Genomic DNA, 14,200 nt, shown 5'->3' with positions numbered 1-14,200 from the left:
GGTGCCGGTCAGTCCCGCGCCGGCGGCACGTCGCGCTGCGGCGGGCCGTCGTAGGTCCAGATGTACTGGCGCGGGATCGGCCCCTTGTTGCGGCCGCCCTGCTGCGTCTGCTCCCACGCATGCGCGAGGATGCCGACCGAGCGCGACAGGCAGAACAGCCCGCGCGCCAGCGGCGCCGGAAAGCCCAGCTCGGCGTAGATCACCGCGGTGGCGCCGTCGATGTTCATCGGGATGGGCTTGCTGCGGCCCGCGCCCAGCTCCGCCTCCACCGCGCGCGCGATGGCCGCGAAGCGCCCGGAGACCACGCCGTCCCGCGCCGCCTGCTCCACCAGCGCCAGCAGGCGCGGCGCGCGCGGGTCGAGCGGGTGGAAGCGGTGGCCGAAGCCCGAGACGAACTTGCCGTGCGCGTCGCGGTAGTCCGCCAGCGCGGCCCTGACCGCGTCGGCCTGCGCCAGGCCGCCGTCGATGCGGCGCGCCACGTCCTGGTACAGCTCCACCGCCTGCTCGCCGGCGCCGCCGTGCACGTCGCCGAGCACGTTCACGGCCGACGCCATCGCGTTGTTCAGGCCCACGCCGCAGGTCGCGGCCATGCGCGCGATGGCGATGCTGGGCGCCTGCGGGCCGTGGTCCACCGCCGACATCAGCGCGGCGTCGAGCAGCTCGCCCTGCTTGCGGCCCGGCAATTCGCCGCGCAGCATCAGCCAGATCATCTGCGCGAACGAGACCTGCCCGATCAGCTGCTCGATCGGATAGCCGCGGTAGCGGATCTCGCCGGGCTGCATGTCGATGATCCCGGTGCGCCACCAGTCCTGGGACAGGCGCTGGCCCGCGTCGATGCCGGGTTGGTTGCCGGCCTGGGTGGATTCGCTCATACGGCGTGCTCCTGTTGCAAGGTTTCGATGTCGGCCTCGCCATAACCGAGCTGGGCGAGGATGTCGCGGGTGTGCTGGCCGAGTTCGGGCGGCGGCGTATCCACCGAGGGCGCCTCGCCGTTGAGCTTGAAGCCGGTGCGCACCAGGCGGATGTCGCGGCCCACGCCGGGCACGTCGGCGAAGTCGCCGATCATGCCGCGCCCGCTGATCTGCGGGTGGTCCAGCGTCTGCGGCACGCTGTAGACCGGGCCGGCGGGCACGCCCGCCTCGTTGAGCAGCGCCCACCACTGGTCGGCGGATTTCTTCGCCAGCTCGGCTTCGAGCGCGCGCGTGAGTTCGGCGCGGTTGGCCAGGCGCGCCTGGCGCTCGGCGAAGCGTGCGTCGGCGGCCAGTTCCGGGCGGCCCACCACGCGGCACACCGCCTCGAACTGTTCCTGCTTGTTGGCGGCGATGTTGAGCAGGCCGTCGCCGGTGTGGAAGGTGCCGGACGGGCTGGCCGTCATGTTCTCGTTGCCCATCGGCGCCGGGGTCTTGCCGGCGATCAGGTAGTTGGAGACCACCCAGCCCATCGTGGCGAGCGTGGCTTCGAGCATGGATACGTCGATGAAATAGCCGTCGGTGCGCTGGTGGTCCGCCAGCGCGGCGGCCACCGCGAACGCCGCGGTGATGCCGCCGATGGTGTCGGAGACGGGATAGCCCACGCGGTAGGGCGCGGTCTGCGCGTCGCCGGTGATGCTCATCACGCCGGACATGCCCTGGATGATCTGGTCGTAGGCCGGCAGGTCGGACAGCGGGCCGTCCTGGCCGAAGCCGGAGATGCCGCAGTAGATCAGCTTCGGGTTGACCTGCTTGAGCGCCTCGAAACCCAGGCCCAGGCGCGCCATCACGCCGGGACGGAAGTTCTCGACCAGCACGTCGGCGCTGGCCACCAGCTTGCGGAACACTTCCTTGCCGCGCGCATGCTTGAGGTTGACGGTGATGGAGCGCTTGCCCGGGTTCTGCGCCAGGAAGGACACGCCCATCAGGCGGCGGTTGAGTTCGGCGTCGGCGCCGAGCTGGCGCGCCAGGTCGCCGGTGCCCGGCGTTTCCACCTTGATGACCTCGGCGCCCATGTGGGCGAGCTGGTGGCAGCAGAACGGCCCGGCCAGCACATTGGTGAGGTCGAGCACGCGGATATGGCGTAGCGGTTTTTGCATGTTGCTTGATTCGTCGGGGGCGGGCCGCGCGGCGGCGGCGGCTTGGAAGTTGTTGCAAGATGAAGCGAAGCGGTCCTGGCCAGGCGCGCGGACGCGGACAGTACCAGCGTACTTGCCGTGCCGCGCAACCACGCCAGGATCTTCTTGAAACGGCTTCTTACTCGACCTTGGCGCCGGACTGGCGCACGATGGTGCCCCAGCGGGCGTTCTCGGCCTTGATGAAGGCGCCCAGCTCGGCCGGCGTGCCGCCGCGCGGCTCGCTGCCTTCCTCGCGCATCCTGGTGATGGTCTCGGGCTCGGCGATGGCCTTGTTGACGGCTTCGTTGACGCGCCTGACCACTTCGGCCGGGGTGCCGGCCGGCGCCACCAGCGCCTTCCAGTCCTCGGCCTGGAAGCCGGCGTAGCCGCCTTCGATCACGGTCGGCACGTCGGCCAGCAGCGGCAGGCGCCTGGCGGAAGTCACCGCCAGCGCGCGCAGCTTGCCGCCCTTGAGCATCGGCAGCGCGATCGGCGGCGTGGCGAAGTAGAAATCGGTCTGGCCGCCGAGCAGGTCGGTCAGCGCGGGCGAGGCGCCCTTGTACGGCACGTGCAGCATCTTGATGCCGGTGCGGCGCGCGAACAGCTCGCCGGTCAGGTGGCCCACGGTGCCGGTGCCGGCCGAGGCCATCGACAGTTGCCTGGCCTTGCCGGCGGCAACGAGGTCGGCCAGGTTCTTGTACGGCGCGTCGCCGCGCACGATCAGCACCAGCGGCTGCGCCGACACCAGCGCCACCGGGGTGAAATCCTTGACCGCGTCATACGGCATCTTCGGGTAGAGCGTGGGATTGATCGCGAGGTTGGCGGTCTGGCCCATGCCCAGCGTGTAGCCGTCCGGGCGCGCCTTGGCCACCGCGTCCATGCCGATGTTGCCGCCCGCGCCCGCGCGGTTCTCCACCACCACGTTCCAGTGCGTGCTCGCGCCCACCTTGTTGAAGACCAGGCGCGCCATCACGTCGGTGCCGCCGGCCGGCGGGAACGGCACCACCAGCCGCACCGGCTGGCTGGGATAGCTGTCGGCGGCGGCGGGCAGGGCGGCCGTGGCCAGCAGCGCGGCGGGCATGGCGAGCATCAGCGCGGCGCGGATGCGGGAGGTGAAGCGCTTCATTGGGTCTCCGTCTGTGGAATGGTCGAGCCGGTGCCGCGGCGCCGCCGCCGGGGGCGGAGGCGTCCTGCGATGCCGGCGAATGCGGTTGGAAAGGTGTCTCGACTGGCCTGTGGGCGCGGCGCGCGGCAGCGGCGCGGGGCCGTCGCCCAAGTCTTGTCTCCGATTCTTGTGTTCTGTAGAACAGAACAATGATCTTACTTAAGGAATTTAAGCGAGAGAATAGGAGGGCCGGCCAGGGTTGTCAAGGCACCGCGCGACGCGGTACGCGGGAGCGCTCGCGGAGGAAACGGAAGGGGAAATGAAAAACGGCCTGCGCGAGCAGGCCGTTGAAGGAAAGGGCCGTGAGGGCCGGATCAGTCGAGCGAGATCTTCGCCGCCTTGATGATTTCGGCGTAGCGCGCCGAGTCGCGCTCGATCAGCTTGCGGAACGCATCCGGCGTGCTGCCCACGCCGATGAAGCCGAGGTTCTCCAGCTTCTTCTGCACCTCCGCCGAGCGCACCGCCTCGGCGATCTCCTTCGACATGCGGTCGATGACCGGCTGCGGCGTGCCGGCCGGCGCCACCAGCCCGGCCCACGAGCTCATCACGAAGCCGGGAAAGCCGGCCTCTTCCATCGTCGGGATATTCGGCTCGCCCGGCCAGCGCTTGGCCGAGGCCACCGCCAGCACGTTGATCTTGCCGGCCTTGGCCTGCGGCATCGGCACCAGCAGCGGGTCGAACACCATCGACACGTTGCCCGACATCAGGTCCGTCAGGATCGGCGCGCTGCCGTTGTAGGGGATGTGGGTCATCTCGATCTTGCTGACCATGCCGAAGCGCGTGCCCACCAGATGCGCGCTGGAGCCCGTGCCGCTGGAGCCGAAGTTCAGCTTGCCCGGGTTCTTGCGGCCGTAGTCCACCAGCTGCGCCACCGTGGTGGCGGGCACGGACTTGCTGGTGAACAGGAACAGCGGCAGGTCCGCCATCAGCGAGACGGGCGTCAGGTCGCCCGGCTTGTACTGCAGGTGCGAGTACAGGCTGGGGTTGGCCGAGTACGCTGCCAGCACCGACAGGAAGGTGTAGCCGTCGGGCTTGGCGCGCGCCGCGATCGAGGTGCCCAGCGTGGAATTGCCGCCGGGCTTGTTCTCGATCACGACGGGCTGGCCGAGCCGCTCGGCGACCTTTTCGAAGACGATGCGCGAGACGGTGTCGGTGGACCCGCCCGGCGTGTAGGGCACGATCACCTTGATCGGTTTGGACGGCCATGCCTCGGTGGCGGTGGCGGCGGTGGCGGGAATGGCCGCGGCGGCGGCCTGGCATGCGATGGCGGCGGCCAGGATGCGGCGCGCAAGGCGCGGCGCCCGGGCGGCGGACGGCTTCGATACTTTCATTGGCTCCTCGTCTTGTCTGTCATGGACCGCGCCGGGATCTCCGTCCACGGTCGCCGGCAAGGATGCCATGCCATGCGCGCATTGCAACCGGACCCGCTCCGATTGTGTGCGTTGATCGCCTGCCCCTCCGCCTGCCCCTCCGCCCGCCCGAGCGCCGCCGGGCCGCGGCTTCAGTCCGTCGTGCTGGGGCTCCAGAAGGCCTGGTGGATATGCTCGGATTCGGCCAGCTGCGCCATCAGGCGGTCCAGCACGTCGCCGTCGACCGAGGTGGACGTCAGCACCGCCTCGATCTCCACGTCGGCATCGCCGAAGGCGTGCACCTCCAGGTCGCGCGTGGGGTAGTTGCCGGTCTCCAGCGTGCGCTCCAGCAACTGCAGCGCCTGCTTCTGCGAGGCGCGCGGCGCGATCACGTAGACGGTGTTGGTGACTTCCACCGCGGTGGTGTCCATCGGCTGCTGGTTGATGCGGTCCACCACGGGCCGCAGCAGCGTGTTGGCGGCCAGCACGAACAGGCAGCCGAGCGTGGCCTCGAGGATCAGGTCCGCGCCCGCGCTCGCGCCGATGGCCGCCGAGCCCCACAGCGTGGCGGCGGTATTGAGCCCGCGCACATTGCCTTCCTCGCGCATGATCACGCCCGCGCCGAGGAAGCCGATGCCGGACACCACGTAGGCCACCACGCGCACCGCGCCCTCGTGCCCGGCCATGCGGTTGGCCATGTCGACGAAGATGGCCGCGCCCACCGCCACCAGCACGTTGGTGCGCAGCCCGGCGGTGCGCTGCCGGATCTGCCGCTCGTAGCCGATCATCGCGCCCAGCACGAAGGCGGTGGTGAGGCTGACGAGGGTATCCATCAGCGAAGTGAGGTTGATATTCTGGAACGCTTGGAGGGATTGCATGGCAGGTGTTCCCCGGCTGTGAGCCAAGAGTGCGTTTTCGTCATTGTTTCCCAGGTCCCGGCCCTGGCGCTACCGCCTTTGTATGGCGCGCAGGTGTCAGGCCCGTGTCGCCGGCGTGGCGCTGCGTGCCGCGCGCCGACACTGTACTGCGGCAACGGCCCGCGCGGGCGAACGCTTTCGCGCGGCGCGGTGGCCGCGGGTCTCGCAAGGAACGGGAAGGAGGGGCAACGCGCGGAGAATCCGCTCGATGCACTGCGCTCGCTGCATTGCCGCCGGTCGCCGCCTGCCGGCCAGGGCAGCGGCGAGTGGCAGCACGCAGGTGCCTGCATGGGCCTGCATGCGCCTGGACTTGCCCGGCCGTTCAGGATGCGGCCGCGGGGGCTGCGGGCCAGTCGGAACGGCTGCTCATGGAGATGGCCGCGCAGCGACGACGGGGCGAGCGTATCAAAGCCACCACGCGCTTGGCAACCGCTTTTTGGGGGGGTGTTTGCGCCATGCAGGAAAGCCGCGCGGGCGCAGTGGCGCCACCTTACAAGCTTTGTCAGAATAGCGGGTCTCGATCGCCGCCGGCGTCCGGGCATCGCCGGCTGCGCAGCGGCAAACCGTGTGCGGGACCGTTCCCGCGACCACTGCGCAGTTTCCCCGTTCCGACCCGCCAGAGGCCTATGACGATTGAGCTCCCGAGTGAAACGCAGGACGCCATGCGCGAGTTGATCCTGCTGGTGTGCCTGCATGACCGCGACGCGGCGCAGCATTGCTGGACCGCGTTCCGGCAAGCGCTGGCGCAGGCCGGGCCGGGATGCGAAGGCCATCAGTTGCTGTGGCCGCTGAGCGAAGCCGCCGGCACCGCCGGCGCCGGCTTCTACGTCGAGTGGAACGATGCCGCGGCGCTGGTGCGCAGCGTGCAGGAACTGGCCGCGCGGGCCGGCGTGCGCGTGGACTGGGGCGTGGCCGACCCCCATGCGCCGGCCTTTCTCGCGGCCCACGGCGTGCCCGCGCTGATGACGATCGCGCAGGCCTCCCTGCGCGCGGCCGGCCATGTCCTGTGGTGCTGGGACACGCAGGCCGACGCCTTCGCCGGCTGGCTGGTGCGCAGCGGCGACGAGGCGCGGCTGGCCGGCGTGGCCGCCCGCCTGCAACTGATGATCGATCCCGCCGACGAAACCTGCTGACAGGCGCTGACGGGCGCTTGCAGGACGCCGCCCTATCGTCGACTTGCCGTTGACTTGCTGCCATCTCGCCGCCGCCCGCCCGGCATGTTCCCCTTGGCGTTCACATTTAGTGACAATTGCCGCGCATGGCTGCGCTAGGCTAGCGGGGTCTGATGCTGGCCCGGCAGCATGCCTGTGAGCGTTTTCGCATTGCAGTCGCCTTTCTCTTTCGCCGAATCCTTTGGCGCTATGGCTGGACACGGTAACGATACCGGGGATGGTCAAGAGAGAGCCATGAGAATTGCTTCGGTAGAAGACGACGACAGCCAGGCCGGACTCATCCGGCAGATCGTGGAAGACGCGGGCTATGCGTGCGCCACCTATGGCAGCGGCAGCGCCTTCGTGCGCGCGCTGCGCGAAGACACCTTCGACCTCGTGATTCTCGACTGGCAGCTGCCCGACATCAGCGGGCTCGACCTGGTGCCGTGGATACGCCAGCGCGTGGGCCGCGTCCTGCCGATCCTGTTCCTCACCAGCCGCCCGCTCGAAGAAAGCGTGGTGGCCGCGCTGGGCGCCGGCGCCGACGACTACATGACCAAGCCGATCCGCCGCGCCGAACTGGTGGCGCGCATGCGCGCGCTGCTGCGCCGCGCCTATCCGCAGGCGATGGTGCAGAGCGAGATGATCGAGGTCGGCGGCTACGCGCTGGACCCCGTGGGGCGCACCATCTCGCTGAACGGCACGCGGCTGGACGTCTCGCCGCGCGAGTTCGACGTGGCGCTGTTCCTGTTCCGCAACGTGGGCCGGCTGCTGCCGCGCGAGATGATGGAGAAGGCGGTGTGGGGCCGCGTGATCGGCCCCGATTCGCGCACGCTCGACACCCACGTGTCGCGCCTGCGGATCAAGCTCGCGCTGCGTCCGCAGAACGGCGTGCGCCTGACCTCGGTGTACTCGCACGGCTATCGCTTCGACGCGGTGTCCGAGCCCGGCCGGCTCGAATGAGCCGCGGCGCCCGCGCGCGGGGCCGCCGACACAGTTGTTCACCTTGGCCGTCCGGCCAGCCGCTAACCTGAATGAAGGGAAGCCTTCGCCAGCTTCCCGAACCCGCAGGCAGCGCCCGCATCGCTGCCGCTTTATCACCAGGCCACCCGCATGTGGCCTGGTTTTTTTTGCCGGCGGTGCCGCCGCCGGACGCTATGGCACAATGCCGCGTCGTGTCCGGGCGAGGCCCGGCCGCCGCTGCGGCGCCTCGCGCACCCGCGCAGGGCGTGCCCGGCCGGACACCTGATCCTTGCCTGAAATTTCATGACGGCTGGCCGGCACAGCGCACGCAGTGGCGCGCCGCGCACAGCCGCGTCCCCCAACGCATGCGTTTTTTCCGTTCCTGTTTCCTGGCCGCCGCGATGCTGGCCGGCGGCTTGTGCGCCGCGGCACCCGGCACCGCCGATCCGCCGCCGGCCGCGCCGTCGATCCGGCTGGCGACGCTGCGCGCCGCGCGGCCGCTGCCGCCGATCCGCTTCCTGCTCACCTTCGACGACGGCCCCGACGCCGGCGAGGACGGCAGCACGCCGCTGATCCTGCGCCAGCTTGCCGACAATCCCGTCACGCCCGGCATCAAGGCGCTGTTCTTCGTGCAGACCGCCCATCCGCGCCGCGGCGGCGGCGAGGCGGGCAAGGAGCAGATGCACGCCACCTGCAAGGCCGGCCACCGCCTCGCGGTGCACAGCGGCCTGCCGGACGGGCACGTATCGCACACGCGCCTGGCGCCCGAGGAGCTGGAAGCATCGCTGCTGTCCGGCGAGGCCGACATCATCGAGCAGTGCCGCGGCGCGGCGCAACTGGTGCGCCCGCCCAACTGGGCCTACGACGACGCGGTCCAGGCGGTCTACCGCAAGCTCGGCCTCGCCATGCTGATGTCGGATGTCAACGCGCGCGACGGCAAGATCTACGGCTGGCACATCAGCCTGCGCCGCCGCTCGCACATCAACAGCGAGCTGGCGCAGGTCAAGGTGGCGCTGTCCGAGCAGCGGCTGGCGCCGGCCGGCGGCGTGGTGCCCGTGGTGGTGAGCTTCCACGACACCAACGACTACACCGCCTCGCACATGACGGAGTACCTGCAGATCCTGGTCGAGGAAGCCCGCGACAACGGCCTGGCGCTGGCCGACCCGCCGTTCTACACCGACGGCCGGCAGGCCGAGCGCGCCGCGCGGGTGCGGGCGCTGTCGGGCGTCTACGCGCGCGAAAGCTGGCCCTGAGGCCGGGCGGCGGCGCCCGCGCGCGCCGCGTACAATGCTGCGCTTGCGGCCCGCGCGCGACCCTGCGCGCGGCCTGCCGGCACCCGCGCGCGGCTGCCGCGGGCCTTGCCGCCTCATCTCATTTCCCCGCTGACAATCACGATGGAAAGCGCCGTCACCGAGATCTTCTATCGCCTTTCCGCGGCGTTCTTCTGGCCCGTCGCGCTGGCCCTGCTGGTGCTGTTCGTGCTGTCGCTGGCGGACCTCGGCAGCCTGCTGGTGCAGTCGCGCCGGCGCGCCGCCGCGCCGCGCACCGACCTGCCGGCGCTGGCCAACGCGCTCGCCGCCGGCCTGCGCCACGGCGCGCAGGCGCAATGGCGCGCGCTGCCGATGTCGCCCGCGCTGGCGCGCTTCTGGGGTTTGCTCGAAGGCCGCCTGGCGCGCCTCGATTCGCACGAGCACCTCGACCTGTGGCTCGACGAGACGCTGCAGCGCGAGGAAATGCGCGTGGCCAACCGCCTCGACCTGACCCGCACGCTGGTGCGCATCGCGCCCATGCTGGGGCTGGCCGGCACCATCATCCCGCTCGGGCCGGCGCTGCAGGCGCTGCTGGCCGGCGACATGGCCGGCATGGTCAATCACCTCGTGATCGGCTTCGGCGCGGTGGTGTGCGGGCTGGTGCTGGGCGGCATCGCCTACGTGCTCACGCTCACGCGCGAGCGCTGGGCGCGCGCCGACCTCAAGGAGATGGAGAACCTGTGCGAGCTGGTGCTGCGCGCGCTGCCGGCGGCGGGGGCGCGAGCCTGATGGAGGCCGGCCACGGACACCGTTTCCGGCGCCGCCGCTTCGTGCGCCGCCGCCATGCGCAGGGCGAGCTGGCCTCGGTGCACCGCGAAGACCCGCTGGCCGGCGTGGCCAACCTGTTCGATGCCTCGATCGTCTTCGCCGTGGGCCTGATGGTGGCGCTCACGCAGGCCTTCGGCCTGACCCAGCTGCTCGATCCCGATGCGCGCTTCACGCTGGTCCAGCGCGACCCGCGCACGGGCGAGCTGCAACTGATCGAGAAGAACCGCAAGGAAGTGAAGGTCAGCAAGCTGTCCGCGCAGCAGAAGGCGGGCGAGGGCACGCGCCTCGGCGTGGCCTACCGGCTGCCGGACGGCAGCGTGGTCTACGTGCCCGAAGGCGCGCAGCCGGCCCCGGCGGGCGCGGGCAAATGAGGCTGGCGCGGCAACGCTGGCTGCCGGCCGCGTTTGTCCTGCTCGGCTGGCTGCTGCTGGCCTGCGCGCAGGCGCGGGCCGCGGCGCCGGTGCGCGTGCTGGTGGTCACCACCAACACCCATCTGCTGCCCGCCGCCGAAGCGCGCCTGCGCGAACTGGCCGGCCCGGGCCGCGTCGAGCTGCGGGCGGTCACCGCCGCGCCCGACGCGGCGCAGATCGCCGCCGCCGATGCCATCTACGCCTACTTCGCGCCCACTGCCGTATTGAAGCAGATGGCCCCGGCCGTGCGCCAGGCCAGGCAGCGCGGCGCGCTGGTGCTGGCCGCGCCGGCCGCCGCCGCCGAAGCCGCCTGGGGCATCGGCCTCGACGCCGCGCGCGGCCCGGCGGCCGAGGCCTACTGGAGCGCCGGCGGCGCCGACAACCTGGCCGGCTGGCTGGCGTGGACCGTGGCGCAGTTGCGCGGCACGGACGCCATCGCCGTGCCGGCGCCGCGCCCGCTGCCGGCGGCCGGCATCTACCACCCGCGCGCCGCGCAGGTGTTCGCCACGCTGCCGGCATACCTGGACTGGTATCGCGCCAACGGCGGCCTGCCCGCAGGCGCGCCGCTGGCCGGCATCGCCTTCTACGCCAGCAACTACCGCCAGCAGGACCTGGCCCACATCGACGCGCTGGTGGCCGCGCTCGAACGGCAGGGCATCGGCGCCGTGCCCGTGTTCGGCTGGCCGCTGTCCAGCCTGGACGCCGCGCTGACCATCGATGGCCGCAGCCCGCTGCGCGCGCTGTTCACGCTCAACCTCACCATCAGCCGCGCCGAGGACAAGGCCTGGCTGGAGCGCCACGGCGTGCACGCCATCAACCTGATCGCCACGCGCGACAGTCAGGCCGCGTGGCGCGCCGATGCGCGCGGCATCGCCGGCGAGCGCCTGCCGCTGCTGCTCAACACGCCCGAGCGCGCCGGCGCCAGCGAGCCGATCCTGTTCGCCACGCTGGAGGACGAAAACGGCGCCAAGGCCAGCCGCGCGGTGCCCGAGCGCGCCGACGCCGCGGTGGCGCGCGCGCGGCGCTGGATCGCGCTGCAGGACAAGCCGGCGGCGGACAAGCGCGTCGCCATCCTCTACTACAACAACCCGCCCGGCAGCGGCAACATCGGCGCCAGCTACCTGGCCACGCTGCCGTCGCTGGCGCGGATCATGGCGCGCCTGCGCGCGGCCGGCTACCAGACCGGTCAGGCCGGCACCGCCTTGCCGGACGAGGCCGGGCTGACCGCGCTGCTGGAGCGCAACGGCCGCAACATGGAGGCATGGTCGCCGGGCGAGCTGCGCGAGATGGTCGCGCGCGGGCGCGTCACGCTGCTGCCGATGGCGCAGTACAAGCGCTGGTTCGACGCGCTGCCCGCGGCCTTCCGCCAGTCCGTGCTGGCCGCGTGGGGCCCGCCCGAGCGCAATCCGCTGATGCTGGTGGACGACGGCCGCGGCGGGCAGGATTTCGTGATCCCGGGCCTGCGCTTCGGCAACCTGTTCGTCGGGCCGCAGCCGTTGCGCTCCACCTTCGCGCGCGCGCTGGACACGTCGCACGACACCGTCACGCCGCCGCCGCATTCGTATATCGCCGCCTACCTGTGGTACCGCCATGCGTTCGGCGCCGACGCGGTGGTCCACGTGGGCCGCCACGGCACGCTCGAATGGCTGCCCGGCAAGCAGGCCGGGCAGGCCGGCGACGACAGCGCGGAAGTGCTGCTGGGCGACCTGCCCAACGCCTACTACTACATTCAGGACGGCGGCGGCGAGGCAATCCAGGCCAAGCGCCGCAGCGCCGCCGTGCTGGTCAGCCACCTGACCCCGCTGCTGACCCGCGCCGGCATGCCGGCCGCGCTGGCGAAGCTCGACGAGGTGATCGAGCAGCAGGAAGCCACCGCCGACGGCGCGCCCGCGCTGGCCGAACAATACCGCCTGCAGGCGCAGGCGCAGATCCGCGCGCTGGGCCTGGACCGCCAGCTCGGCGTGGACCTTGCCGCGCCGTGGGAGCAGGTCGGGCCGGTGGTCCACCGCTTCCTGCACAAGGTGGAAGCCGAGCCGATACCGCAGGGCATCCATGTGCTGGGCGAACTGCCGCCGCCGGATTTCCAGCGGCAGGCGCTGGCCACCGTGCTGGACAGCGCGTTCGGCGCCGACGAGCGCAAACGCCTGGGCCATGACACGCTGGCCGGCTGGGCCGGCGCGCTGCTCGACGGGCGCGAGCCGGATCCGGCGGACCTGCCGCCGCCGCTGGCGGACAAGGCCGGGGCCGCGCTGGCCGCCGCGCGCGAATGGCTGGCCGGGCTGCGCGCCTCGCCGCGGAGCGAGCTCGACGGACTGGTCACGGTGCTCGCGGGCCGCTACCTGCCGACCGCGCCGCTCGGCGATCCGGTGCGCACGCCGCAGGGCCTGCCGACCGGGCGCAACCTGCATGCCTTCGACGGCGCGTTCATCCCCACGCCGGCCGCGTGGGAAGTCGGCAAGGCGCTGGCGCGGCAGACGCTGGCGCGCTACCGCGCCGAGACCGGCGCCGTGCCCGAACAGGTCTCGATGGTGCTGTTCTACGGCGAGACCGAGCGCCACCAGGGCGCGATGGAAAGCGAGGCGCTTTACCTGATGGGCGTGGAGCCGGTCTGGAATGCGCGCGGCGTGGTCGAGGACGTGCGGCTGATTCCCGAGGCGCAACTGGGGCGCCCGCGCGTCAACGTGCTGTTCACCATCTCCGGCATCTACCGCGACGGCTTCGGCGACAAGGTGGCGCTGCTGGACAAGGCCGCGCGCCTGGCCGCCGCGGCCGGCGACAACGCCGTCAGCCGCCACGACCGGGAAGCGGAGGCCGCGCTGCTGGCCGCCGGCGTGGCGCCGCCGCTGGCCGGGCGCCTGGCGCGCGCGCGCGTGTTCGCCGCCAGGCCCGGCAACTACGGCATCGGCGTGCAGCAGATGGTGGAGCAGAGCCTCGATGTGGCCCGACCCGTGGCCCGGCCCGGCGAGCCGGCCGGGCAGGCGCTAGCGCAGCAATACCTGCGCTACATGAACTTCGCGTTCTCCGCCGAAGGCTGGGGCGAGACCGCGCCGCAGGCGCTCGCCAGCCATCTCAAGTCGAACCAGGCCGTGCTGTTCTCGCGCGCCAGCACGCTCTACGGCGCGCTCGACAACGACGATACCTACCAGTACGCCGGCGGCCTCAACCTCGCCACGCGCGCGGTCAGCGGGCAGGCGCCGCGCTTCTGGCTGCACAACCTGCGCCGCCCGGCCGAGGCCGAGACCGTGGACGCGCGCACGTGGCTGGCCACCGAGCTCAACGCGCGCAACTGGAACCCGCGCTGGATCGCTGGCATGCAGCGCTCCGGCTACGCCGGCGCGCGCGAGATGGCCCGCGAGATCGAGCATCTCTACGGCTTCCAGGCCACCAGCCCGGAGCAGATGAGCGGCGACTTCTGGCAGCAGACCTACGACGTCTACGTGGCCGACAAGCTCGGCATGGACATGGACCGCTTCTTCGCGCGCAGCAATCCGCATGCGCGGCAAGGCATCCTGGCGCGCCTGCTGGAAGTGGACCGGCAGGGCAGCTACCGCTTCACGGCGGCCGAGCGCGCGGACATGGCGCGGCGCTACGTGGCCTCGGTCAACCGCGACGGGTTGTCGTGCACGGCCAATAGCTGCGGCAATCCGGCGCTGATGCAGTACATCGCCGGGCTGGGCCAGCAGGCGCGCGTGCCGGTGGACGCGCTGCGCGCGTTCGGCGAGCGGCTGGCGCGGGCCATGCCGGGGCGCGAGCCGTCGGCGGGACCGGGCGCCGCGCCCGCGCGGCACGGCGTGGCGAAGGCCCCGGCCGTGCCGGCGGCGAAGCCGGCGCAGGCACCATCCGCGCCGCCGGCACCCGCCACCGAACACGTGGCCGGTCGGGTGCTCGAGTCGCGCGTCATCCAGCTCGCGCCTTCGGCACCACTTTCCGGCGTGCGGGCGCGCGAAGCGTGGGAGGTGGCCGCGCTGATGGCGCTGCTGGTCGCCGCCGGGGCCGGCGCGGAATGGCGCCGCGGCCGGCGCCCGCGGCGATCGCGCTGATTTCGCATTAATGCCGCGCTGATGCCGCATTGATGCCGCGG

11 protein-coding genes are annotated in these 14,200 nt (G+C 71.8%); 6 read left to right on the top strand and 5 right to left on the bottom strand.

The features are described from left to right. Positions 1–8: 8 nt before the first annotated feature. From AC3WXD_RS05335 to AC3WXD_RS05315, 5 genes are all read right to left on the bottom strand, one after another. Positions 9–872 (bottom strand): citryl-CoA lyase, encoded by an 864-nt coding sequence (locus AC3WXD_RS05335; protein WP_020202972.1) that lies wholly within the window; start codon positions 870–872, stop codon positions 9–11. Further along, entirely contained in the window at positions 869–2,068 is a 1,200-nt protein-coding gene (locus AC3WXD_RS05330; RefSeq protein WP_029043604.1) for a CaiB/BaiF CoA transferase family protein, read from the bottom strand. The genes AC3WXD_RS05335 and AC3WXD_RS05330 overlap by 4 nt, the downstream gene beginning before the upstream one ends. A 157-nt stretch (positions 2,069–2,225) precedes the next feature. After that, on the bottom strand, positions 2,226–3,212 hold the full coding sequence (locus AC3WXD_RS05325; RefSeq protein ID WP_020202970.1) for a Bug family tripartite tricarboxylate transporter substrate binding protein: 987 nt from the start codon (positions 3,210–3,212) through the stop codon (positions 2,226–2,228). Positions 3,213–3,565: 353 nt separating this feature from the next. Next, a complete protein-coding gene (locus AC3WXD_RS05320) occupies positions 3,566–4,582 on the bottom strand; it encodes a Bug family tripartite tricarboxylate transporter substrate binding protein (RefSeq protein ID WP_492323216.1) in 1,017 nt (338 codons plus the stop codon). A gap of 170 nt (positions 4,583–4,752) precedes the next feature. Continuing rightward, the gene (locus tag AC3WXD_RS05315; RefSeq protein ID WP_492323215.1) at positions 4,753–5,478 is read right to left on the bottom strand and encodes an MgtC/SapB family protein; all 726 of its coding nucleotides are present in this window, start codon (positions 5,476–5,478) and stop codon (positions 4,753–4,755) included. 665 nt (positions 5,479–6,143) lie between these two features. Between AC3WXD_RS05315 and AC3WXD_RS05310 the strand changes: the two genes are divergently transcribed. From AC3WXD_RS05310 to AC3WXD_RS05285, 6 genes are all read left to right on the top strand, one after another. After that, positions 6,144–6,650, top strand: coding sequence for a DUF6630 family protein (locus tag AC3WXD_RS05310; RefSeq protein WP_492323214.1), 507 nt, complete (start codon positions 6,144–6,146; stop codon positions 6,648–6,650). 273 nt (positions 6,651–6,923) lie between these two features. Continuing rightward, complete coding sequence (locus AC3WXD_RS05305; RefSeq protein ID WP_020202966.1) at positions 6,924–7,631, top strand: response regulator transcription factor; 708 nt, start codon at positions 6,924–6,926, stop codon at positions 7,629–7,631. Between the two features lie 365 nt (positions 7,632–7,996). After that, positions 7,997–8,884: a polysaccharide deacetylase family protein gene (locus AC3WXD_RS05300; RefSeq protein ID WP_020202965.1), complete on the top strand. Its 888-nt coding sequence runs from the start codon at positions 7,997–7,999 to the stop codon at positions 8,882–8,884. 141 nt (positions 8,885–9,025) lie between these two features. Beyond that, positions 9,026–9,670: a MotA/TolQ/ExbB proton channel family protein gene (locus tag AC3WXD_RS05295; RefSeq protein WP_020202964.1), complete on the top strand. Its 645-nt coding sequence runs from the start codon at positions 9,026–9,028 to the stop codon at positions 9,668–9,670. Then, positions 9,670–10,080 (top strand): DUF2149 domain-containing protein, encoded by a 411-nt coding sequence (locus tag AC3WXD_RS05290; protein ID WP_059411472.1) that lies wholly within the window; start codon positions 9,670–9,672, stop codon positions 10,078–10,080. Before AC3WXD_RS05295 ends, AC3WXD_RS05290 begins: the two co-directional genes overlap by 1 nt. Continuing rightward, positions 10,077–14,159 (top strand): cobaltochelatase subunit CobN, encoded by a 4,083-nt coding sequence (locus AC3WXD_RS05285; RefSeq protein ID WP_492323213.1) that lies wholly within the window; start codon positions 10,077–10,079, stop codon positions 14,157–14,159. The genes AC3WXD_RS05290 and AC3WXD_RS05285 overlap by 4 nt, the downstream gene beginning before the upstream one ends. The last annotated feature ends 41 nt before the right edge of the window (positions 14,160–14,200 follow it).

This window comes from Cupriavidus sp. FW216-B1 (assembly GCF_058789195.1).
Note: the sequence above shows the minus strand (reverse complement) of the source record. Positions and strands in the feature narration are given on the sequence as shown.

Bases quoted from the DNA above. Each gene is read 5' to 3' on its own strand.
- AC3WXD_RS05330 (WP_029043604.1), bottom strand. From the start codon at position 2,068: ATGCAAAAACCGCTACGCCATATCCGCGTGCTCGACCTCACCAATGTG.
- AC3WXD_RS05305 (WP_020202966.1), top strand. From the start codon at position 6,924: ATGAGAATTGCTTCGGTAGAAGACGACGACAGCCAGGCCGGACTCATC.
- AC3WXD_RS05300 (WP_020202965.1), top strand. From the start codon at position 7,997: ATGCGTTTTTTCCGTTCCTGTTTCCTGGCCGCCGCGATGCTGGCCGGC.
- AC3WXD_RS05295 (WP_020202964.1), top strand. From the start codon at position 9,026: ATGGAAAGCGCCGTCACCGAGATCTTCTATCGCCTTTCCGCGGCGTTC.
- AC3WXD_RS05335 (WP_020202972.1), bottom strand. From the start codon at position 872: ATGAGCGAATCCACCCAGGCCGGCAACCAACCCGGCATCGACGCGGGC.
- AC3WXD_RS05310 (WP_492323214.1), top strand. From the start codon at position 6,144: ATGACGATTGAGCTCCCGAGTGAAACGCAGGACGCCATGCGCGAGTTG.
- AC3WXD_RS05320 (WP_492323216.1), bottom strand. From the start codon at position 4,582: ATGAAAGTATCGAAGCCGTCCGCCGCCCGGGCGCCGCGCCTTGCGCGC.
- AC3WXD_RS05285 (WP_492323213.1), top strand. From the start codon at position 10,077: ATGAGGCTGGCGCGGCAACGCTGGCTGCCGGCCGCGTTTGTCCTGCTC.
- AC3WXD_RS05290 (WP_059411472.1), top strand. From the start codon at position 9,670: ATGGAGGCCGGCCACGGACACCGTTTCCGGCGCCGCCGCTTCGTGCGC.
- AC3WXD_RS05315 (WP_492323215.1), bottom strand. From the start codon at position 5,478: ATGCAATCCCTCCAAGCGTTCCAGAATATCAACCTCACTTCGCTGATG.
- AC3WXD_RS05325 (WP_020202970.1), bottom strand. From the start codon at position 3,212: ATGAAGCGCTTCACCTCCCGCATCCGCGCCGCGCTGATGCTCGCCATG.